Below are 21,117 nucleotides of genomic sequence, written 5' to 3'. Positions count from 1 at the left end.
GATTCATTAATTATCCCGCAACGTTGTTAAAACGTGAGCGGGACAGTCAATCGATGATGTTTGTCGTAAACCTCAACGCGGTTCCTGCCTTGTTTTTTTGCCACATACAACGCTTTATCAGCTTGTTCTAGCAATAAATCGCCATCCTCACTGAAGTTAAGTGCTTGATTACGCGCATGCTGCTCTTTGTGAGTGGTGGATTGATGCACCCCCAATGAAGCGATACCGATGCTGATCGTCATCAGGCGATGCCCGGCAAAGCGGATATCCAGTTCCATCACTTTCTGGCGGATGCGTTCAGCAATTTTAATCGCTTCCTGTTGGGTGGTCTGGCCTAGAATCAGCACGAACTCCTCACCACCATAGCGCGCCGCCATATCACCGGGGCGATTGCTGTAGCGTTTTAGTATCACTGCCAGCTTACGCAAACATTCATCCCCGGCGGCATGGCCCATGCTGTCGTTCAACTGTTTAAAATGGTCCGCATCTATCATCATCACACTTAAACTCGATTGATGACGGATGGCGCGTGACCACTCGTCCCGCATAAATTGCTCTAATCTGCGGCGATTGGCCAGGCCTGTCAGCGGATCAGTGTGGGTGAGGGCAGAAATGCGGTCTTCAACCTGTTTGTGGTGCGTGATGTTGGTTAGTGATAGCAAAAACAGTTTGTTATCAGGCAGCGATGTTTGCATCGGTTGCAAGCTCATGGTGAGCCAGGTAGGTTGCTTGGTCGGGGTATGACACAGATAGTCCATACTGAAGTGACCTACTTTGCCACTTAATACTTTTTCAATGCCGGAAATTAATGGGGGTAGATTGCTATCTTCATTCGCGCGGCAGATATCCAGGTAGGCAATACCAAACCAGTCGGTATCCATCTCCACACCATAAAACAAACCAAATGAACGCCAGGCCTGATTGACGTAAATAATGCTGCTAGCCTCATCAATCACTGCGACTTGCAGCGGTAATGTGTCCAAAATACCATTCAGTAATTGTTCTGCAATATCCACAAAATATCCAACAAGGTTGCTGAAACTTACAACGGGAATAGCGTGTCAGTCTTATTCTATTCAAGCGGGAACCGCCTGTCTAACTTTCGTGATGTAAATTAGCATTAAAATTGCTTGTATGATAACTAACCAACAGTGAAAGAAATCAATAATGACTACACGGGTAGGTATTAATGGATTTGGCAGGATAGGGCGCATGGTGCTGCGAGCCGCATTAAATCAGGCAGAGTTCAATGAACTGGAAATCGTTGCCATCAATGGCATCGAAGAGCCTGAACATATGCTGTACATGCTTAAATACGACTCTGTGCATGGCAGACTGGCATATGATGCACACTTAGAGGGCGATTTTCTGGTGGTGGATGGCAAGAAGATACGTTTGACTGCCCATCAGGAACCCGCTCATATCGACTGGGCAGCTGCCGAAGTTGAGGTGGTTATCGAGTGCACTGGTGTCTTTCTGACGCAGGAATCATGTGCAGCACACCTTGTGGCTGGCGCTCGCCTTGTCGTGCAGTCGGCACCGGGCAAAGATGATACGCCGATGTTTGTTTACGGCGTGAATCACCACGATTACCAAGGCCAGCAGATTGTATCTGCTGCTTCTTGTACGACTAATGGCCTGGCACCTATCGTTAAAGTGTTACAAGACCAGTTTGGAGTTAAGCGTGGTCTGATGACGACGATTCATGCGGCTACGGCTACGCAGAAAACGGTGGATGGTACTTCTAAGAAAGACTGGCGCGGCGGGCGCGGCGTTTTTGAAAACATTATTCCTTCAAGCACCGGTGCAGCGAAAGCAGTCGGTAAAGTGATTCCTGAGTTGAATAAGAAACTAACCGGTATGGCCATGCGTATCCCTTCGGCAGATGTGTCGGTGGTAGACCTGACGGTAGAATTGCAACAGGAAACTTCATATGCAGACATATGTGCGGCGATGAAATTTGCCTCAGAGCGTGACTTAAAAGGGGTGCTTGGTTATACCGAAGAACAAGTGGTTTCGAGTGATTTCCGTGGTGATCCGGCAGCCAGTGTGTTTGATGCCAGCGCTGGCATCATGCTGGATTCCACCTTTGTGAAAGTGATCGGCTGGTACGACAATGAATATGGCTACACTTGCAACCTGTTACGTTTAGCGAGTTATGTGGCCCAAGCCAGATTATCCATGACTGAATCTTCAGAACAAACCGTAGAGGCTGAAGCCGCTTAAAGGCCTTGACCAGATTACTTCAGCCATCATTCGCGGGTAAATTGTTCGCCAGTCACAGGACTGTGCATTTATAATACCGGTTTTACTTTTGCGATATATTATGATGCGTGCGCCTTTGCTGGAAACCTCGATTAAAAGCCTGAAGAAATTGCATCAAGGCAAGGTGCGCGATATTTATGATATAGATGCTGAAACCATGTTGCTGGTCAGTACTGATCGATTAAGTGCGTTTGATGTGATTCTGCCAACCGGCATTCCGCACAAAGGTGCCATGCTGACGCAAATGGCTAATTTCTGGTTCGAGCAGCTGGCAAATGTCGTACCTAACCACCTGACCGGAATTGCACCGGAATCAGTCGTTGCTGCTGATGAAGTTGAGCAAGTCAAAGGCCGCGCAGTCGTTGTCAAGAAGCTGAAAGCATTGCCACTGGAAGCGATTGTGCGTGGTTATCTGGTCGGCAGTGGCTGGAAAGAATATCAGGCCAAAGGTACTGTTTGCGATATTCCATTACCTAGCGGGCTGCAACTGGCACAACAATTACCTGCCCCTTTATTTACACCTTCCAGCAAAGCTGCAGTTGGCGAGCATGATGAAAATATCAGTATTGCGCAAGTTGAAGCCTTGATTGGCAAGGACATGACGGCCCAGGTCGAAAAAGCGGCGATTGCGCTTTATACCCAAGCTGCTGAATATGCGCTTACCAAAGGTATTATTATTGCCGATACCAAGTTTGAATTTGGCGTGGATGCCAATGGTGTCTTGCATGTGATGGATGAAGTGCTGACGCCTGACTCTTCGCGCTTTTGGCCAGCCGATCAATATCAGATAGGTGCAAACCCACCAAGTTATGACAAGCAATATGTGCGTGACTGGCTGGAAACGTGCGACTGGAACAAAACGGCCCCTGGCCCGGAATTGCCGGCCGAGGTGGCAGCACGGACATCTGATAAATATATGGAAGCGTTTGCCAAATTGACCGGCCGTAGTTTGCAGGTTGGTTAGGGTATTCAACGTATGGGTTTTCGCGCACAGCTGGCCACTTTGGCCGGCAGGTTCAAACAGGAATTAGCGTTCTACCGCGCGCTACATGCACATTCACAAACCCCCAGATTGGCAAAAGCCTTGTTATGGCTGGCTATGGGCTATCTTGTTTTGCCGTTTGACCTGATTCCGGATTTTATTCCGATTATCGGACAGCTGGATGAGCTGGTGATCATCCCGACGCTGCTTTACTTTGCATTGAAATTAACGCCGGTTGATGTGCGACAGTTTTGCCGAGATCAGGTGAGCATCGCTGAAAATCAAAAATAATGCGGTTTGCAAACAAAGGTTTATGTTAATCGCCTATAATGGCGGCTTTTCGTGAAATAGGTTTGAAAAGATGTCTTTGAATTTGGTAGCAAGCGGCAAAGACTTGCCGAACGATTTTAACGTCATTATTGAAATTCCAGCCAATGGCGACCCGGTTAAATACGAGGTAGATAAAGAGAGCGGCGCGCTGTTCGTTGACCGCTTCATGGGTACCTCCATGCAATATCCATGTAACTATGGTTACATTCCCCACACTCTGGGTGATGACGGAGATCCGGTTGATGTATTGGTGATCACCCCGGTTCCATTGCTGCCAGGTGTGGTGGTACGTTGCCGTCCTTTGGGCATGCTGAAAATGACTGATGAAGCAGGTGGTGATGCCAAAGTGCTGGCAGTGCCTATTGAAAAAGTATGTGGCTTGTATGCTTACCAGAGAACATTAAGTGATGTTTCGCCTTGGCGCCTCGACATGATTGCGCATTTCTTTGAGCATTACAAAGATCTTGATAAAGGCAAATGGGTGAAAATTGAAGGCTGGGCTGGTATTGATGAGGCGCATGCAGAGATTATTGGCGGTGTAGAGCGCTACAATGCATTGGAAGTGAAACCCGCATTTTGATTTAAATGTAAGCGTAGCAGTAAAAAAAGTCGGCTTTTGCCGACTTTTTTATTTGTGATGAAAACTTTAGTGAAGAAGCGGCACAATCAGTAATGCCACGATGTTAATGATCTTAATCAGCGGGTTGACGGCGGGCCCGGCAGTATCTTTGTAAGGATCGCCTACCGTGTCCCCTGTCACTGCTGCTTTATGCGCATCTGAGCCTTTACCGCCATGATGGCCATCTTCAATGTATTTCTTCGCATTATCCCAGGCACCACCACCGGTACACATTGAAATCGCTACAAACAACCCGGTGACTATCGTTCCCATCAGCAAGCCACCTAAAGCCACCGGACCCAGCAATAAGCCGACCAAGATTGGCGCGGCAACAGGTAATAGCGAAGGAATCATCATTTCCTTGATTGCCGCGGTGGTCAGCAGGTCGACCGCCTTACCGTATTCAGGTTTGGCGGTGCCTTCCATCAGGCCTTTGATTTCGCGGAACTGACGGCGCACTTCCTCCACCACGCTGCCAGCAGCGCGACCTACGGCTTCCATCGCCATCGCCGCAAACAGGAAGGGGATAAGACCACCAAGAAACAAGCCGATGATGACTTTAGGGTCACTTAAATCAAAACTGGCTGTAATCCCTGCGGCTTCAAGTTTATGTGTGTAATCAGCAAACAGTACCAAGGAAGCCAGTCCCGCAGAGCCAATCGCATAACCTTTAGTGACCGCTTTTGTGGTGTTGCCCACAGCATCCAATGGGTCAGTCACATCGCGCACGCTACTCGGTAATTCTGCCATTTCGGCGATACCACCTGCGTTATCCGTAATCGGTCCGTAGGCATCCAGCGCGACCACAATGCCGGCCATGCTCAGCATAGCCATTGCCGCAATGGCAATCCCATAAAGGCCTGCCAGGTGGAATGAGACATAAATCGCTGCGCAGACCGAAAGTACCGGTAAGGCGGTGGATTTCATGGAGACGCCGATGCCCGCAATGATATTAGTTGCATGGCCAGTGGTAGACGCTTGAGCCACATGCTTGACCGGCGCATAGTCAGTGCCGGTATAGTATTCTGTGATCCACACCAATGCGGCGGTGAGCACTAATCCGACAGCACAGGCACCAAACAACGCATGGCTAGATACGGTCACTTCTCCATGGGTATAGCCTTGCGGAAACGCATATTGCGTGACGAAGTAAAAAGCAATCAGCGACAGCACCCCGGCTACAGCCAAGCCTTTGTAAAGCGCAGGCATTACGTTTTTCATGCCTGGCGATGCTTTTACGAAGAAACAGCCAATGATCGAGGCAACGATAGACACCGCGCCCAGCAGAAGTGGGTATATCACGCCATTGGTACCTGCTTCAGCTGCCATCAGGCTACCTAATACCATAGTGGCGATCAAGGTAACAGCATAGGTCTCGAACAAATCGGCGGCCATACCTGCACAGTCGCCGACGTTATCGCCTACATTGTCTGCAATCACCGCCGGGTTGCGCGGGTCATCTTCCGGAATACCTGCCTCTACCTTGCCCACCAAGTCAGCACCAACGTCAGCCCCTTTGGTAAAAATGCCGCCGCCCAGGCGTGCGAAAATCGAGATCAGTGAAGAGCCAAATGCCAGCCCGATCAAAGGATTTAAATCGGTTGCCTGTTCAGCCCCAAGAAAAATATAAAACCCAGCGACCCCTAACAACCCAAGCCCTACCACCAGCATGCCGGTGATCGCACCACCTTTAAAAGCAACATCCAGGGCAGGCCCGATGCCGTTGGTGGCCGCTTGCGCTGTACGAACGTTCGCCTTCACCGAAACATTCATGCCAATGAACCCGCAGGCGCCGGAGAGCACTGCGCCTACCACGAAGCCTATCGCGGTGTATAAGCCAAGAAAAAGCCCGATAAGAATAGCGAGGATGACACCGACTAAGGCAATGGTTTTGTATTGTCTGGCCAGATAGGCGGCCGCGCCTTGTTGAATCGCCCCTGCAATTTCTTGCATGCGGGCGTTGCCTGCTGGTAACCCCGAAATCCACTTACTCATTACTACGCCATAAAGTACCGCCAAAACTGCTGCGCCTATGGCCAACATTAATGCGACTGACATGTGTTCTCCTGTTCCTGATGAAACTGCGTTGAACGTAATGACTACTTAAACCTGTTACTTAAAGTTGCAAGTGTGGATCGTTTTCCTTTGGTATCTTTAGTTGTAAATGAAGTGTAACAGGGTGGTGCATTATGGCACTATTTGAAGAATGCGCACAAGTAAGGTGCAAAGTAGGGCGCTTTTACATTAAGAAGCACCTGCAGGCTCAGTTGAAACTGGCTGTTGATGTATTAAGAACTAAGAATGTTAAGAGTCGCGCTGGCGATCAATAAAGTGACGTAAAGCCGCTTGAAGTGCCGGATTCTCAATCTTGTCTGCACATGCTTCCAACGTGTTCAAAGCCTGATTCGAAGGGGATTGAATACGTTTTTGCTTAGGCTTTATCCGAGATTTTACTTGCACTTTAACTTTAATTGCGCTAAGGTTTAACCCTTTGTTTTTCTGGGAATTTTGACAAAAATCCCAAATTTTTCGTAGTAATCCGGTTTCCAATAACCGGATTTTGCTGGCAACGGCACCCGAGTAAGCGCCAATCGTGAGTGTGCCATCTTCTAACGCCAGCACCTGAGAAAGTTTAGATAATTCCGGGGCAACCGTAGACCATAACAGCTGTAATCGTTGACGATCATTAGCCTCCTCTAAAAGAGGCTTTAATTCGTGATGGTTATTGAAAATCCGATTGATTTTTAACATGCGTTTGGATTTAAATGCGTGGTTGTCCGCTGAATGCTTGAATATTGTACTACACCGATTATTTTCACGGGCTATTCCCTTGAACGGTCGGCTAAAAGCGAGAGTTCCTGGCATGATTAATATCATTATTGTTTCAGAAAAGATGGCCAAGCCTAAAACGCTGGGCATCTTTGAAAGCGTAGGCCTTATCCTGGCGCTGATACTGGTGCCGGTGGTGCTGACCTTGTTTTTCATTACCCCTCAACAGGTCATTAAAAGCCAAGGCGTGAAGGCCATTCTGCCCCCGCATTTACGAGGGGCCATGCTTTCCACTCAAAGTCATCTGGATGCCTACGCCAAGCAAATCGGCGAATTACAGGCGCGCATCTTGCGCCTTGATGCGCAAAACCAGCGCCTGTCCAAACTGGCAGGTATCAAGTCCAGCGCCGAACCTATCAATGAACGTACCTCAGTCAATGAAACGCTCGGCCAGGGTGGCCCATTGATTAAAGATGCGCCATTAACGGAAGATGATCTGAAAGCCACCATAGAACAAATGTCGGCGGATCTTGATTTCCGTGATGAATATCAAGGCAAAATTGAAGCTAAATTGCTACTGAAAAGTGTGCTCAGCGAAATGTTGCCCAATAGCAGCCCGGTTGATGTCGCATTCAGTTCATCAAGTTATGGCTGGCGCATTGATCCCATGAGTGGACATCGTGCTTTTCATGAAGGATTGGATTTTCCGGCGGCTTCTGGTACCCCGGTTTATGCGGCAGCTGACGGTATTGTCAGCACTGCGGTACAAACCTCTGATTATGGGAATCTTTTGAAAATTGATCATGGCTCTGGCCTGGAGACGCGCTATGCGCACAATTCCAGATTGCTGGTAAAAGCCGGTGAGCGTGTGATCAAAGGGCAAAAAGTGGCATTGATCGGAAGTACTGGCCGTTCGACAGGGCCGCACCTGCATTATGAAATTCGCCTGAATGGCAACCCGCTCGACCCCCGCGAATATCTCAGGAACCATTCCTGACTGAATTCAGTTGCTGGCGTGCAATAATCAAGACAATTCGCCTCTATATCTTATACAATCCTAGTTTATTCTTTTAACCCCGCTCAGGCGGATATCGGTGTGACTCATGTTAGCCTCGTTGTTTAAAAAATTCTTTGGTAGCCGTAACGACCGCCTGGTCAAGCAATATCAGCAAACCGTCAAACTAGTCAATGCTTTGGAACCTGAAATCCAGGCATTAAGCGATGAGCAGTTGCGGGCAAAAACTGAGGAGTTTAAGCAGCGTTATACGCAAGGTGAAACATTGGATAAGCTGTTGCCAGAAGCTTTTGCCGTTGTCCGTGAAGGCAGCAAACGCGCGTTGGGTATGCGTCATTTCGATGTGCAACTCATTGGCGGCATGGTGTTACACGCTGGCAAAATTGCCGAAATGCGTACCGGCGAAGGTAAAACTTTGGTCGCGACCTTGCCAACTTACCTGAATGCTTTAACTGGTAAAGGCGTGCATGTTGTTACCGTCAATGATTACCTGGCCAAGCGCGATGCCGAGTGGATGGGTAAGCTGTATAACTTCCTGGGGTTAACTGTCGGTATTAATCTTTCGCAGATGCCGCATGATGCCAAACAACAGGCTTATGCATCGGATATCACTTACGGTACCAATAACGAGTTCGGTTTTGACTATTTGCGCGACAACATGGTCTTCAGCAAGGAAGAACGCGTGCAGCGCCCGTTGCATTATGCGCTGGTGGATGAAGTAGATTCCATTTTGATCGATGAAGCACGTACGCCATTGATTATTTCTGGTCAGGCTGAACACAGCGTTGACTTATACGGTGCGATCAATGAAGTTGCCAAGCAACTGGCGCGTCAAAAAGAAGAAGAGGGTGAAGGTGATTTCTGGGTAGATGAAAAAGCCCAAAGCGTCACTATGAGCGAAGCCGGGCATGAACATGCAGAGCAATTGCTCGAGCAAGCCGGGATGTTGCCAGCGGGATCGAGTCTGTATGAGCCAGCCAACATTACCCTGGTGCATCATTTGTATGCTTCATTGCGCGCGCAGAACCTTTACCATCGTGACCAGCATTATGTGGTACGCAATGATGAAATCGTGATTGTCGATGAGTTCTCCGGCCGTATGATGCCTGGCCGTCGCTGGTCGGATGGCTTGCATCAGGCAGTGGAAGCAAAAGAAGGCGTGGCGATTCAGAAAGAGAACCAGACGCTGGCGTCTATTACCTTCCAGAATTACTTCCGCATGTACCAGAAGCTGAGTGGTATGACCGGTACCGCGGATACAGAAGCTTACGAGTTTAACCAGATTTATGCGTTGGAAACCGTCGTGATTCCAACCCACAGGCCGGTGCAACGTTCGGATGCGATGGACAAGGTGTATCGGACAGGGATGGAGAAGTACAAGGCTGTGATTGAGGATATCAAGCAGTGTCAGGCAAAAGGCCAGCCAGTCCTGGTCGGTACTACCTCGATTGAAAACTCCGAACTGATTTCGCAATTGCTCACGCAGGCTAAACTCGAACATCAAGTACTTAATGCCAAGCAGCATGAGCGCGAAGCCACCATTGTCGCCGAAGCAGGTCGTCCCGGCATGATTACCATTGCAACCAACATGGCGGGTCGCGGTACCGATATTGTTTTGGGTGGTAATTCTGAAGGTGAAATTCACGCAATCCACAGCGATGCCAATTTAAGTGATGCGGATAAAGAGACCAAGATTGCGCAGCTAAAGGCTGAGTGGCAGCAACGCCACGATGCGGTGCTTGCCGCAGGTGGCTTGCATATTATTGGCACCGAGCGTCATGAATCACGTCGCGTTGATAATCAATTGCGTGGCCGTTCAGGCCGCCAGGGCGATCCTGGCTCCAGTCGCTTCTACCTGTCTCTTGAAGATCAGTTGCTGCGTATCTTTTCTGGCGAGCGTGTCGCGGCGATTATGACGCGCCTGAATATGCCTGAAGGCGAGGCCATCGAGCATGCCATGGTCACGCGCGCGATTGAAAATGCGCAGCGTAAAGTGGAAGGTCGCAACTTCGATATCCGGAAGCAATTGCTGGAATACGATGACGTGTCTAATGACCAACGCAAAGTCATTTACGAACAACGTAATGAATTGCTGGAGTCGGTCGATGTGGGTCAAACAATCCGTGCGATGCGTGAAGATGTCGTCAATAGCCTGTTCAATACGCATATTCCTCCTGGCAGTGTAGAAGAACAGTGGGATATACCGGCACTCGAAGTCGCTTTGCGTCAAGATGCCAGCTTGCCGTTACCCGTTGGTGACTGGCTGGAAGGCAATCCTGATTTACATGCAGAAAGTTTGCGTGAACGCATTGTCGAAGCTGCAAATGAAAGCTATGCCTCCAAAGAAGTTTTGGCCGGTAACGATAACATGCGCAATTTTGAGCGAGCGGTCATGTTGCAAAGCCTGGACAATCACTGGCGTGAGCATTTGGCTGCGCTCGATCATTTGCGTCAAGGCATACACTTGCGTTCTTATGCACAAAAAAATCCAAAACAGGAATACAAGCGCGAAGCATTCGAATTGTTTGAGTCTTTGCTGAATACTGTTAAAACTGAAGTCACCAGAATTACCATGCAGGTGCAAGTGCGCTCACGCGAAGAGCTTGAAGCAGAAGAACGTCGCGCTGAAGAAGCATTACGTGCTACCGATGTCGGCAATATTCAATATCAGCATACTGATTACGACAATGCTCTTAGCAATAGTGGTAATGATACTGCCGTAAAACAGCCTCTAAACTTGCCTGAAGGTGTACGCGTTGGCCGTAACGATCCGTGCCCGTGCGGCTCAGGCAAACGTTTCAAAAATTGCCATGGAGCATTAAGCTAATGATGGGAAAGGGTCAAAATGTCTGATCAGAGTGTCATACCATCGCCATGTATAGGCGTTTGTAGTATTGATAATAGTAGCGGTTTTTGTGAAGGATGTTATCGCACGCTGGAGGAAATCCAGCAATGGTGGGATATGGATAACAACACAAAGTCTGAGGTGATCAAGCAAGCCTCTGCACGCGAAGCTGCTGTATTTGGCGATTAATTTGCCTGAAGTACGGGTTGTTTGCAGCCTATTCACATAAAAAAGCCGACAATGTCGGCTTTTTTATGACTCACTCCAGCAGATTACAGGTCTGCGAGAGGCTGATTACCCATGGTGCCTTTAGTATCCAGTTTGGAAACTACCAGTTCCAATGAAGTTTTCAGGTTTTTCAGCGCATCCAGTTCCATCGATGCCAGCACTTGCGGCAGAATCCCATCTACTGGTTGAGGTGCCTTTGCCAGTACGGCATGCCCCGCAGCAGTCACCAATAAGCCCACCTTACGTTGGTCTTCAGTCAAGCGCTGTTTTTTTACCAGTTGCTTTTTGACCAATTTTTCAACTAGCAGGCTACAAGTGGATTGATGGATAGAGAGATTTTCGGCGAGTCTTGAAACCCCTAATTCTGGATGCGTAGAAATTTCATGTAACAGCCATAGCTGTGATCCTGAAATACCGCAAGTCGATTCAATTTCTCTAAAATGTTGTCTTACAGCTCCAAAAATAATACGGAACTGCTTAAGTGCTTCTTTGGCTAGTGAATTCTGCATAATCGATATATTGTTCAAATCTTTGTTGACATTCTAACATTTTCTGCAAGATAGAGTTCGTTCGGAAGGGTTTGGCAATGCAAAAAAATTGTCTGGTAATTATTATTGTGGTAATTAATGTGTTTTAAATAAGACAAAAAAGAATCAGAAAAATTCCTAAGGATTTCAATCTCTGCCTGAGTTCGCGGCCTGCCGCATACATGTGCTAATTGATGCTAACTGTTGCTAAGGGCGGCATGTTGTAAAAAAGAGACAAGGGGCGTATTGCTTGTTTTCAAAGATAAGAAATTGTATTTAGTGAAACTCCAGCCGGAATTAAAACATGATGAATACCATGAGAGTCATATGGCATGTTTACATGATGTCAATGGAGCGTCGATTTGCAATAATACACAAATCTTTAGCCTGTGTTGGTATACAGATTATCGATTACTGAGCTAAAGAGTTAAGGTGATGAGGCAATACCGGCACGTTGTTCAATCAATTGCAGGTAATGTGCAACATCGAGTCCAGTCTGGTTGCGTTGTGCCAGCCAGATGGTTTCTGCCAGGCACTCGAGCAAAGCATGTTGTGCCTCATGTTCTTCCTGATAGCGTGTACATAACTTGCCATAGGCCTGTGTGATACCGGTCGGCTGATTGATACTGATCTGTTCCTGTATGGACAGATGCAGGCTCATGTGCAAAAACGGGTTGGTCTCGCCCATTTCCGGATAGTAAGCTTGTTGCAGGTGTTGCTCAGGCGCGTCCAGAATCGCTTGGTATTCAGGGTGCAGGTGCATAATGCCGACTGCCATTTTCTCAAGCTCGGTCAACACCTTTTGTTGCTGGAATTTGGCCCATGCATCAAAGAAAAATTGCCTGACTTCGTCGCGGCTGGGGTTAAATAAAGCCATATTAATTTCCTGTTGGGGGCAACACCGGGTCTAACTGCTTATCACGATATTCGCATAAATCAACAATGCAACACATGCCACATTTGGGAGTGCGCGCTACGCAAGTATAACGCCCATGCAAAATTAACAAGTGGTGCGCATCCTGTAAAAATTGTTTCGGAGTGGTGCTTAAGAACCGTTGTTCCACCTCAAGTACTGTTTTGCCGGTCGCCAGTTTGGTACGGTTGCCAACACGGAATAGATGCGTATCCACCGCAATGGTGGGCTGGCCGAATGCTGTGTTCAAAATGACATTGGCAGTTTTTCGCCCCACACCTGCCAACCCTTCCAGTGCTTCACGCTTGTCCGGTACTTGACCCCCATGCAACGTGATTAGTTGCAGGCAGCATTTCAATACATTTTGTGCTTTGGCGTGATAAAGGCCTATGGTTTTAATGTAGCTTTCCAAACCTTCTATACCCAAGTCAACAATGGCTTGTGGTGTATTCGCGACTTTAAACAGCTTGCGCGTTGCGATATTAACCCCTTTATCCGTCGCCTGGGCAGACAGTATCACCGCTATCAATAATTCAAACGTAGTGGTGTATTCAAGTTCGGTAGCAGGATCAGGAATGGCTTGCGCCAATCTCTGGAAAATGGCCAGTCTTTTTGCAGCATTCATAAAAGTTGTGTCATTAATAACGGGGTGGAGTGCTCGGTAACAAGGGGATGAAATCAAGAGTCTTGAGCAGGTGACGCAGCGGCTGCTTTGAGCGCTTTAACGCGTGCCATCGCCGCAGCAATGGCAGCTTTCTTGATGGCATCGCTTTGAACGTGAGCGGGCGTTGATTCACTCGCTGCATGATCAATAGCTAAAGCCAGTGGTTGATTATGTTTAGTAAATGCCTGCGCACGCGTCTGTATTTCGCGGTCCAATCGGGCCTGTCTGTTTTGATAGCGTATGCGCGCAAGGGAGGCTGCAGCCTTCTCACTATCTGCATGTAGATAATCAATTTTCAAGGGTTCCATGACAATGCAATCGACCGGGCAGGGAGCTAGGCATAGTTCACAACCGGTACACTCCTGGCTGATCACCGTATGCATGTGCTTGGATGCACCCAGAATGGCATCGACAGGGCAGGCTTTGATGCACAATGTGCAGCCTATACAACGTTGCTCATCAATGATAGCAATCGCTTTGGGCTTGGTGATGCCATGCGCAACATTGAGCGGCAAGTATGGCCGCTTCAAAAGTGTTGCTAACGCCCGTATACCCTCTTCGCCTCCCGGAGGGCACTGATTAATGTCGGCGGAACCCTGGGAGATGGCCATTGCATAAGGCTTGCATCCAGCATAACCGCACTGTTGGCACTGTGTTTGCGGTAGTACCTCGTCAATACGCTCAATCAGAGCGTCATTTAAATCGCTGTGCTGGCTAAATGGTTGCATGAGGTAACGCAGTCAGCGTTTTTTCGCTGTCAATAATCAATCAGCACATTATAGCTGAATCTAAGTTGAACCATTATATTCAAGGCGTTAGAAGGGCGCCTTGCCAGCATCGTGGTTGCCGTTTTTTTATTTAAGAGGTGGGTTGATAATCTTATTGCTTGCAGTTATGCAGGTGGTATTAAAGGAAGATGGTATTCCCATGTGCTTCCTTGGCTTTCAACGGCATAATCAGTTAAAATAATGGCTTTATTGTTGAATGGCAGAAGTATGTTAACGGGCAGTTTGGTGGCAATCGTCACCCCAATGTTTGAAGATGGTCGTTTGGATCTGGACGCCCTCAAAAAGCTGATCGATTTTCATATTGATGCTGGCACAGACGGCATTGTGATTGTCGGCACCACGGGTGAATCGCCAACAGTCGATATCGAGGAGCATTGTGCGTTGATCAAGACCACAGTGGAATATGTAGCTAAACGTATCCCGGTAATTGCCGGCACCGGCGCGAACTCTACTTCAGAAGCCATTGCGTTGACTGCAAAAGCCAAGGCACTTGGCGCAGATGCTTGCCTGCTGGTGGCGCCTTATTACAACAAGCCATCACAGGAAGGGTTATACCAACATTTTAAAGCCGTTGCAGAAGCCGTTGATATTCCGCAAATTCTTTATAATGTGCCTGGACGCACAGGATGTGACCTAAGCAATGAGACAGTATTGCGCCTGGCCGCCGTGCCTAATATTGTAGGCATCAAAGATGCAACAGGCGGCATAGAACGCGGTACGGATTTATTACTGCGCGTGCCGCCAGAGTTTGCTGTTTACAGCGGCGATGATGCAAGTGCATTGGCGTTAATGTTGCTGGGTGGTAAAGGTGTTATTTCTGTCACAGCCAATGTGGCGCCAAGCCTGATGCATGAAATGTGTGACTCTGCTTTAAAAGGCAATCTCGCTAGTGCACGTGCTGCGAATGCCAAGTTGTTTGGCTTGCATCAGAAGTTATTTGTAGAAGCTAACCCGATTCCTGTGAAATGGGTATTACAACAAATGGGGCTGATTGCTACCGGCATTCGTTTGCCACTGGTGAATCTTTCAACCCAATATCATGAAGTGCTGCGTCACGCCATGAACCAGGCGGAAATCGCATCTTAAATGAGGGAAATGAATTACATGAGTAATGTGTTTGTACAGCGTACGCTGCTGATGTGTTTAATCATCGTGTTGGCAGGCTGCGATTCGATACCATTCTTGAATAACAGTTCTGATTACAAAGGTGCTGGCCGCTCCAAATCTCTGGAGGTGCCGCCGGACCTGGCCTCTGTGCGAACCAGCAGTACCTATAATGTGCCGGGCGCAACCAATTACTCTACCTACAGCCAGAATCAGGAAGCCCAGGAACAGAATGGTCCGACGCCGGTACTGACTGACATGAAGAATGTGCGTATGGTTAAAGCCGGAACCCAGCGCTGGCTGGTAGTCAACGCACCTCCGGAAAAAGTCTGGCCGATTGTGCGTGATTTCTGGCTGGACCAGGGCTTTGCCGTACGTGTGGAAAATCCTGAAATTGGCGTGATTGAAACTGAATGGTTACAGCCGGATGCCATTAAGCCTAAAGAGGATAATCGTGGTTATGGCGATAAGTTTGATGCCTGGCTGGATAAACTCTCTGGCTTTGCTGATAGAAGAAAATTCCGCACCCGTTTGGAGCGTGGTGAAAAAGAAGGCACCACCGAGATTTACATGACCCATCGCACAGTAGCGGGTGCCCCGGATGATGGTAAAAATTATGTGAATACACAGCTGGGTAAGATTGATACTGGCTATCGTATCAATGCTGCAGAAAACAAGAATACGGCTGGTCAGGAATTTGATGCGGATCTAGATGCAGAATTGCTGCGTCGCATGATGGTCAAACTGGGTCTGGATGAGGAAAAAGCAGACCAGGTCATGACTCAGGCAGCTTCAGACAAACGCGCTGATGTGGTTAAAGAGGCTGACCAGAGTGTGACGCTGAAGTTGAATGAACCATTTGATCGCGCATGGCGTCGTGTAGGTCTCTCGTTAGACCGTATCGGGTTTGTGACCGAAGATAAAAACCGCAACGAAGGTATCTATTACGTTCGTTATGCCGATACCGATGCTGAAGACCCGATCAAGCAAAAGAAAGGCTTGCTGGAACGCCTGAAGTTCTGGGGCAGTGATGAGGACGAAAAATCTGCGACCCCTTCTGAAGTGAAGCAAGGTGACAAAGCCAAATTCTGGAAAGGGACAGCAGAAGGCGATAAGTCTAGCAAGCAATACCATATCCAGGTTCTGGAAAATGCCGATGACACAACTGATGTTTATGTCTTGACCGCTGACAACAAGCGTAATACGTCTACTACGGCAAACCGTATTGTCTCTTTGCTGTATGAACAACTCAAGTAATTAAGGCCGGTGTGCGGTTTGCTTCGTTAGGTAGTGGCAGCGCAGGGAATGCGACTGTGGTAGAAGCCGGGGAAACCCGGCTTTTGCTTGACTGCGGATTTAGTGTCAAAGAAACAGTGCAACGTTTGGGTCGCCTGGGACTACAGCCAGAACAGTTATCGGCTATCCTGATTACGCATGAGCATGATGACCATGCGCGCGGTGCCTTCAAGCTGGCAGCGCGCTATCAAGTACCGGTCTGGTTGACACATGGCACTTATATGATGTGCCAGCGCTATCTTCCTTCGCAAAGTGTCATTGTGCATATCATTGACGCCCACACGACGTTCGCCCTGCAGGGGATCGAGGTGAGCCCCTACCCTGTGCCACACGACGCACGTGAGCCAGCCCAGTTTGTGTTTGGTGATGGGGCACGCAAGTTTGGCGTGTTGACGGATGTCGGCAGTGTGACTCCGCACATTGTCGCCATGCTTCAGGGATGTGATGGGTTATTATTGGAATGTAACCACGACCTGGATATGTTGCGCACCGGGCCATATGCCTATTCCCTTAAGAAGCGTGTCGGTGGCTGGCTAGGCCATCTGGATAATCAAACCAGCGCCCAGTTGTTAGCGCAGTTGGATAACAGCAAGCTGAAACATATAGTGGCAGCGCATTTAAGTGAAAAAAATAATACGCCTGCATTAGCTAGCAAGGCATTAAGTGATGTGTTGCAGTGTGCGCCTGACTGGATACAAATCGCCAGCCAACAAGATGGGTTGGACTGGCGAGCTCTGTAACAAAGTTGTATCTGTAATGCTTTAGAAAATCGAGAGTTAATCTAGCACATGAATCTGTTCAGATAACCTTATCATGCGCTCTACCGGCGTCACCCATACGATCCCGTCGCCGATATTACCGGTGTGTCCAACCTCTACAATAATTTGCAACACGCCTTCAACCAGATCATCAGGAACCACCATATACAGATACATTTTCGGGCTGTAATCGGTCAGTTCCTCCCTTACACCGGCACTGGGTTTTTGCAAATGGTGCCCGCAACCTTCGACTTTGTTGACCGACATGCCGGGGAAACCTTTGATGTTACGCAGTGCCGAGCGGATTTTTGCTAATCTGGCCGGCTGTATAACTGCTTTAATTTCTTTCATAAAAATATCCTTTTGAGCGCTGACTCACTGGTCGGCATTATGCCTCGATCTTGCTTTCTTCAAACTTACGATACAGCGTAGGTACCACAATAAGAGTAAGCAGGGTCGATGTAATCAGGCCTCCGATCACCACAATCGCAAGCGGACGTTGTACCTCAGACCCCGGCCCGTTCGCAAACAGGAAAGGTACCAGGCCTAGCATGGCAACGGTGGCAGTCATCATCACTGGCCTGAAGCGCTGGGCACAACCTTGCAGAATCGCATCCATCTGGCTCTTGCCTTCATCACGCAATGTGCGGATATACGATACCAGTACGACCGCATTCAGCACGGCAATCCCCCACAAGGCAATAAAGCCGACCGATGCTGGTACGGACAAATATTCACCCGTGATGAATAAAGCGATCACGCCGCCAATCGAGGCAAACGGCAATACCAGGATGATCATGGTGGCAAAGCGTATCGACTGGAACAGCAGGAATAGCAGGAAGAAAATCGCCGCAATGGTGACCGGAATGATGATCATCAGGTGACCCATGGCGCGTTCCATGTTCTGGAACTGGCCACCATACTCCAGATAATAGCCATCCGGCAACTGCAGTTTTTGCCCCAGAACCTGCTGCAGTTCTGCCACAAAGCCACCCAAGTCCCGGTCTTTCACGTTGACACCAATCACAATGCGGCGCTTGGCCAGTTCGCGGCTGATCTGTGCCGGGCCGTCTTTGATCTCAATGTCCGCCACATCATCCAGTGCCACACGTGAACCGTTAGGCGAGGTCAGCATAATATTGCGGATGGCTTCTTCGTTATTACGGAAAGACTCCGGATAACGCACCGCCGCTGAGAACCGGCGTTGACCTTCAAAGATTTCGGTCGCGATCTTGCCGCCAATCGCTGTTTCAACGATATCATGCACATCCGCCGTATTAATCCCATGACGGGCAATCGCCTGGCGGTCAATCGTGATATTAAGGTATTGCTGGCCTGATACTTTTTCCACCTTGATTTCGGTTGCGCCAGTGACAGTGCCGGCAATCTTGGCAATTTCGTCCGCTTTCTGTTTCAAAGTATCCAGGTCCTCACCGAATATCTTGACTGCCACATCAGCACGAACGCCGGTCAGCAATTCATCGACACGATCAGAAATCGGTTGCGCCATGATGATTTGCACGCCAGGAATATTTTTCTCGAGCACAGCACGCATTTTTTCGGCAATGTCATCCTGGTTCCAGCCTGCTGGCCATTCTTCACGCGGTTTCAGACTGATAATCGGAGTAGATTCGTTCTGCGCCTGTGCATCCGCCGGACTTTCACCACGTCCCAACCCGGAGATGGCAGACTTCACGCCTGGCACTTGCTCCATGATCAGCTTCATCGCTTTGTTTTCCATTTTCATGGATTCTTCCAGCGAAATATTGGGCACCCGGTTAATCCCCGGAACGATAGAACCTTCTTTCATTTCCGGGATGAAAGATGTGCCCAGAAACGGAAACAGTGCAATCGTGCCGACAAACAGCAGGGCTGAGAAGAGAATGGTTTTCTTCTCGTTATTGAGTACCCAGGTCAAGGCGGACAAGTAAGGTTTCTTGATCGTCTGTATCAGCCTGGTATCTTCACCGCTACCTCCTTTTAGAAAATAGGAGCAGAGCGCAGGCGTCATGGTCAGTGATAACACCAGCGAGACAAACAGGGCGATAGCAATGGTATACGCCAGTGGCGCAAACATTTTACCCTCCATGCCTTCCAGGGTCATCAGCGGCAAGAACACCAGGATGATGATGCCTACACCAAATAATACCGGTGTGGCCACTTCACTGGCAGCTTCCAGAACGACACGGATTTTGCTCTCGTCCTTGCGATGACCAAGATGGTGAAAGGCATTCTCAACCACCACCACTGAGCCATCGACCATCAAACCAACCGCAATCGCCAGGCCACCCAGTGACATCAGGTTGGCAGAAATACCGTAATGATTCATCACCATAAAAGTGATCAGCGGAGTGAGGATTAATGTACCGACCACAATCAGGCTGGAACGTACGTCGCCCAGGAACAGGAACAGGATCACTACTACCAGGATAATGCCTTCAATCAACACTTTGGTGACGGTGTGTAGCGCCGCATCAACCAGTTCGCTACGGTCGTAATAAGGTACAATTTGCAGGCCATGCGGCAACATGCCTTTGCTGTTAATTTCCTCTACACGAGCTTTAATACGGCTCACCACTTCTTTGGCGTTACCGCCGCGCATCATGATCGCAATGCCGCCCACCGATTCGGTATCCCCGTTTTTAAGGACCACGCCGACACGTACTTCATGGCCTATGGTCACTTCTGCCACATCGCGGATATATACCGGCGTTCCGTTCTCTTCCTTGAGCACCATATTGCGGATGTCATCCAGGTTTTGCACCAGGCCAACGCCACGAATCAGGTATTGCTCTGCATAGCGAGGAAGAATACCACCACCACTATTGGCATTGTTGCGTGCCAATGCTTCATAGACATCTTTGAGCTTAATGGAAAAGTGGGTCATGCGGTCAGGGTTGACCAGCACCTGGTACTGCTTGACGTAACCGCCTTGTGAGTTGATCTCGGCAATGCCCGGTATACCGCGCAACAATGGACGCACAACCCAGTCCTGGATAGCGCGTCTCTCAGTCAGGTCTTCCCGCGTCAGCTCTTTTTTACCATCACTCGGTTTGTCCAGTGTGAATTGGTAAACTTCACCCAGGCCGGTGGAAACCGGCCCAAGGATAGGCGTGACCCCGACAGGCATGCGTTCCATCACTTCCATCAGCCGTTCCATGACCAACTGCCGTGCAAAATACACATCAGTGCTGTCGGTAAATACCAATGTAATCAGCGACAAAGCATTTTTATTCACCGAGCGCATTTCCACCAGGCCAGGCAGGCCTGTCATGGCAATTTCCAGCGGGACGGTAATAAATCTTTCTACTTCTTCAGGTGACTTGCCGGTTGCCTGCGTAGCAATCATCACCTGCACATTGGTGACATCAGGAAACGCGTCCACAGACAATTTCTGGACCGCAAACAGACCGGCCCCAATCAGTGCAATGGCGATCACCAGCACAATCAGGCGCTGTTTGAGAGCGCCCCTAATCATCGATTCAATCATGCTTTACTCCATTTCCTTGCGCTTACGCTCGTTGTTCACGTGAAAAGCGCCATCCAGCACGATTTGATCACCAGGTTGCAGTCCTTGTAAGACTTCTCTTTTGTCATCATAAGTACGACCCAGGGTGACAGGTAGCAATTTGTATTGTTTGGATTTCAGTGTTTGTGCAAACACATGGTCAGCATTATTTTCACGCACGATGGCAGTAGAAGGGATCGCAATGACTTTTTCCGGTTTTGCTTCCAGCAGTATCGTGATCAGCATGTCAGGTTTGAGCAGCATCTTGCTATTGCTGATATTGGCACGTGCCATCACCGTACGCGTGGCAGGGTTGACAATATCACCGACAAAAGCCAGTGTGCCGGTCAGTTCAACATCATCCAGTGCAGGCACTTCTATATTCAGCGACTGGCCTTCCCTGATATGGGCAATCTGCTGCTCAGGGATTTCTGCCACTGCCCAGACATGCGACAGGTCAGCAATCACAAACAGCTCTTCAGCAGGGGCGACTACTTGACCCAGCC

General features: G+C 48.8%; 20 protein-coding genes. 10 read left to right on the top strand and 10 right to left on the bottom strand.

The window, feature by feature from the left end; translation table 11 throughout:
• Positions 1–26: 26 nt before the first annotated feature.
• A complete protein-coding gene (locus VK958_RS05790) occupies positions 27–1,016 on the bottom strand; it encodes a sensor domain-containing diguanylate cyclase (RefSeq protein ID WP_325239753.1) in 990 nt (329 codons plus the stop codon).
• Positions 1,017–1,167: 151 nt separating this feature from the next.
• Here VK958_RS05790 and gap point away from each other — a divergent pair, with 151 nt between their 5' ends.
• The 4 genes from gap to ppa all read left to right on the top strand — a co-directional run bounded on the left by gap (position 1,168) and on the right by ppa (position 4,157).
• Entirely contained in the window at positions 1,168–2,226 is a 1,059-nt protein-coding gene (gene gap / locus VK958_RS05785) for a type I glyceraldehyde-3-phosphate dehydrogenase (RefSeq protein ID WP_325239751.1), read from the top strand.
• Positions 2,227–2,329: 103 nt separating this feature from the next.
• On the top strand, positions 2,330–3,229 hold the full coding sequence (locus tag VK958_RS05780) for a phosphoribosylaminoimidazolesuccinocarboxamide synthase (protein ID WP_325239765.1): 900 nt from the start codon (positions 2,330–2,332) through the stop codon (positions 3,227–3,229).
• Positions 3,230–3,241: 12 nt separating this feature from the next.
• A complete protein-coding gene (locus VK958_RS05775) occupies positions 3,242–3,538 on the top strand; it encodes a YkvA family protein (protein WP_325239750.1) in 297 nt (98 codons plus the stop codon).
• Positions 3,539–3,608: 70 nt separating this feature from the next.
• Positions 3,609–4,157 carry an inorganic diphosphatase gene (ppa, locus tag VK958_RS05770; RefSeq protein ID WP_325239749.1) on the top strand — a complete coding sequence of 183 codons (549 nt, stop codon included), beginning with the start codon at positions 3,609–3,611 and terminating at the stop codon, positions 4,155–4,157.
• A 66-nt stretch (positions 4,158–4,223) separates the two neighbouring features.
• On the opposite strand, the gene VK958_RS05765 is transcribed toward ppa, so the two are convergent.
• Both VK958_RS05765 and VK958_RS05760 read right to left on the bottom strand, forming a co-directional pair.
• A complete protein-coding gene (locus VK958_RS05765) occupies positions 4,224–6,254 on the bottom strand; it encodes a sodium-translocating pyrophosphatase (RefSeq protein WP_325239747.1) in 2,031 nt (676 codons plus the stop codon).
• Between the two features lie 246 nt (positions 6,255–6,500).
• Positions 6,501–6,947 carry a DciA family protein gene (locus VK958_RS05760; RefSeq protein ID WP_325239745.1) on the bottom strand — a complete coding sequence of 149 codons (447 nt, stop codon included), beginning with the start codon at positions 6,945–6,947 and terminating at the stop codon, positions 6,501–6,503.
• Between the two features lie 112 nt (positions 6,948–7,059).
• Here VK958_RS05760 and VK958_RS05755 point away from each other — a divergent pair, with 112 nt between their 5' ends.
• From VK958_RS05755 to VK958_RS05745, 3 genes are all read left to right on the top strand, one after another.
• Positions 7,060–7,962 carry a M23 family metallopeptidase gene (locus VK958_RS05755; protein WP_325239744.1) on the top strand — a complete coding sequence of 301 codons (903 nt, stop codon included), beginning with the start codon at positions 7,060–7,062 and terminating at the stop codon, positions 7,960–7,962.
• A 106-nt stretch (positions 7,963–8,068) separates the two neighbouring features.
• Entirely contained in the window at positions 8,069–10,807 is a 2,739-nt protein-coding gene (secA, locus tag VK958_RS05750) for a preprotein translocase subunit SecA (protein ID WP_325239742.1), read from the top strand.
• An 18-nt stretch (positions 10,808–10,825) separates the two neighbouring features.
• Positions 10,826–11,014 carry a DUF1289 domain-containing protein gene (locus VK958_RS05745; protein WP_325239741.1) on the top strand — a complete coding sequence of 63 codons (189 nt, stop codon included), beginning with the start codon at positions 10,826–10,828 and terminating at the stop codon, positions 11,012–11,014.
• 83 nt (positions 11,015–11,097) lie between these two features.
• Here VK958_RS05745 and VK958_RS05740 read toward each other — a convergent pair whose 3' ends face one another.
• From VK958_RS05740 to rsxB, 4 genes are all read right to left on the bottom strand, one after another.
• Positions 11,098–11,562, bottom strand: coding sequence for a MarR family winged helix-turn-helix transcriptional regulator (locus VK958_RS05740; protein WP_325239740.1), 465 nt, complete (start codon positions 11,560–11,562; stop codon positions 11,098–11,100).
• Positions 11,563–12,007: 445 nt separating this feature from the next.
• On the bottom strand, positions 12,008–12,457 hold the full coding sequence (locus VK958_RS05735) for a DUF1841 family protein (RefSeq protein ID WP_325239739.1): 450 nt from the start codon (positions 12,455–12,457) through the stop codon (positions 12,008–12,010).
• 1 nt (position 12,458) lies between these two features.
• The gene (gene nth, locus VK958_RS05730) at positions 12,459–13,118 is read right to left on the bottom strand and encodes an endonuclease III (protein WP_325239738.1); all 660 of its coding nucleotides are present in this window, start codon (positions 13,116–13,118) and stop codon (positions 12,459–12,461) included.
• Positions 13,119–13,171: 53 nt separating this feature from the next.
• Complete coding sequence (gene rsxB / locus VK958_RS05725; protein WP_325239737.1) at positions 13,172–13,885, bottom strand: electron transport complex subunit RsxB; 714 nt, start codon at positions 13,883–13,885, stop codon at positions 13,172–13,174.
• Positions 13,886–14,152: 267 nt separating this feature from the next.
• On the opposite strand from rsxB, the gene dapA reads away from it, so the two are divergent.
• Genes dapA through VK958_RS05710 form a run of 3 tightly spaced genes read left to right on the top strand, consistent with a single transcriptional unit; the run spans position 14,153 to position 17,085 of the window.
• The gene (dapA, locus tag VK958_RS05720; protein WP_325239736.1) at positions 14,153–15,031 is read left to right on the top strand and encodes a 4-hydroxy-tetrahydrodipicolinate synthase; all 879 of its coding nucleotides are present in this window, start codon (positions 14,153–14,155) and stop codon (positions 15,029–15,031) included.
• A gap of 18 nt (positions 15,032–15,049) precedes the next feature.
• Positions 15,050–16,306 carry an outer membrane protein assembly factor BamC gene (bamC, locus tag VK958_RS05715; RefSeq protein WP_325239735.1) on the top strand — a complete coding sequence of 419 codons (1,257 nt, stop codon included), beginning with the start codon at positions 15,050–15,052 and terminating at the stop codon, positions 16,304–16,306.
• A gap of 11 nt (positions 16,307–16,317) precedes the next feature.
• On the top strand, positions 16,318–17,085 hold the full coding sequence (locus tag VK958_RS05710; RefSeq protein ID WP_325239734.1) for an MBL fold metallo-hydrolase: 768 nt from the start codon (positions 16,318–16,320) through the stop codon (positions 17,083–17,085).
• 36 nt (positions 17,086–17,121) lie between these two features.
• On the opposite strand, the gene VK958_RS05705 is transcribed toward VK958_RS05710, so the two are convergent.
• The 3 genes from VK958_RS05705 to VK958_RS05695 form a co-directional block, all read right to left on the bottom strand.
• Positions 17,122–17,454: a P-II family nitrogen regulator gene (locus VK958_RS05705; RefSeq protein WP_325239733.1), complete on the bottom strand. Its 333-nt coding sequence runs from the start codon at positions 17,452–17,454 to the stop codon at positions 17,122–17,124.
• Positions 17,455–17,491: 37 nt separating this feature from the next.
• Complete coding sequence (locus tag VK958_RS05700) at positions 17,492–20,593, bottom strand: efflux RND transporter permease subunit (RefSeq protein ID WP_325239732.1); 3,102 nt, start codon at positions 20,591–20,593, stop codon at positions 17,492–17,494.
• Positions 20,594–20,596: 3 nt separating this feature from the next.
• Positions 20,597–21,117, bottom strand: a 521-nt coding sequence (locus VK958_RS05695) for an efflux RND transporter periplasmic adaptor subunit (protein ID WP_325239730.1), incomplete at its 5' end; no start/stop codon positions are given.

The sequence above is a fragment of the Methylophilus sp. genome (assembly GCF_035460085.1).
Lineage (GTDB): Bacteria > Pseudomonadota > Gammaproteobacteria > Burkholderiales > Methylophilaceae > Methylophilus.
Note: the sequence above shows the minus strand (reverse complement) of the source record. Positions and strands in the feature narration are given on the sequence as shown.

Excerpts from the sequence above, each read along its gene's own strand:
- gap (WP_325239751.1), top strand. The coding sequence starts at position 1,168 with ATGACTACACGGGTAGGTATTAATGGATTTGGCAGGATAGGGCGCATG.
- VK958_RS05780 (WP_325239765.1), top strand. The coding sequence starts at position 2,330 with ATGCGTGCGCCTTTGCTGGAAACCTCGATTAAAAGCCTGAAGAAATTG.
- VK958_RS05775 (WP_325239750.1), top strand. The coding sequence starts at position 3,242 with ATGGGTTTTCGCGCACAGCTGGCCACTTTGGCCGGCAGGTTCAAACAG.
- ppa (WP_325239749.1), top strand. The coding sequence starts at position 3,609 with ATGTCTTTGAATTTGGTAGCAAGCGGCAAAGACTTGCCGAACGATTTT.
- VK958_RS05765 (WP_325239747.1), bottom strand. The coding sequence starts at position 6,254 with ATGTCAGTCGCATTAATGTTGGCCATAGGCGCAGCAGTTTTGGCGGTA.
- VK958_RS05760 (WP_325239745.1), bottom strand. The coding sequence starts at position 6,947 with ATGTTAAAAATCAATCGGATTTTCAATAACCATCACGAATTAAAGCCT.
- VK958_RS05755 (WP_325239744.1), top strand. The coding sequence starts at position 7,060 with ATGATTAATATCATTATTGTTTCAGAAAAGATGGCCAAGCCTAAAACG.
- secA (WP_325239742.1), top strand. The coding sequence starts at position 8,069 with ATGTTAGCCTCGTTGTTTAAAAAATTCTTTGGTAGCCGTAACGACCGC.
- VK958_RS05745 (WP_325239741.1), top strand. The coding sequence starts at position 10,826 with ATGTCTGATCAGAGTGTCATACCATCGCCATGTATAGGCGTTTGTAGT.
- VK958_RS05740 (WP_325239740.1), bottom strand. The coding sequence starts at position 11,562 with ATGCAGAATTCACTAGCCAAAGAAGCACTTAAGCAGTTCCGTATTATT.
- VK958_RS05735 (WP_325239739.1), bottom strand. The coding sequence starts at position 12,457 with ATGGCTTTATTTAACCCCAGCCGCGACGAAGTCAGGCAATTTTTCTTT.
- nth (WP_325239738.1), bottom strand. The coding sequence starts at position 13,118 with ATGAATGCTGCAAAAAGACTGGCCATTTTCCAGAGATTGGCGCAAGCC.
- rsxB (WP_325239737.1), bottom strand. The coding sequence starts at position 13,885 with ATGCAACCATTTAGCCAGCACAGCGATTTAAATGACGCTCTGATTGAG.
- dapA (WP_325239736.1), top strand. The coding sequence starts at position 14,153 with ATGTTAACGGGCAGTTTGGTGGCAATCGTCACCCCAATGTTTGAAGAT.
- bamC (WP_325239735.1), top strand. The coding sequence starts at position 15,050 with ATGAGTAATGTGTTTGTACAGCGTACGCTGCTGATGTGTTTAATCATC.
- VK958_RS05705 (WP_325239733.1), bottom strand. The coding sequence starts at position 17,454 with ATGAAAGAAATTAAAGCAGTTATACAGCCGGCCAGATTAGCAAAAATC.
- VK958_RS05700 (WP_325239732.1), bottom strand. The coding sequence starts at position 20,593 with ATGATTGAATCGATGATTAGGGGCGCTCTCAAACAGCGCCTGATTGTG.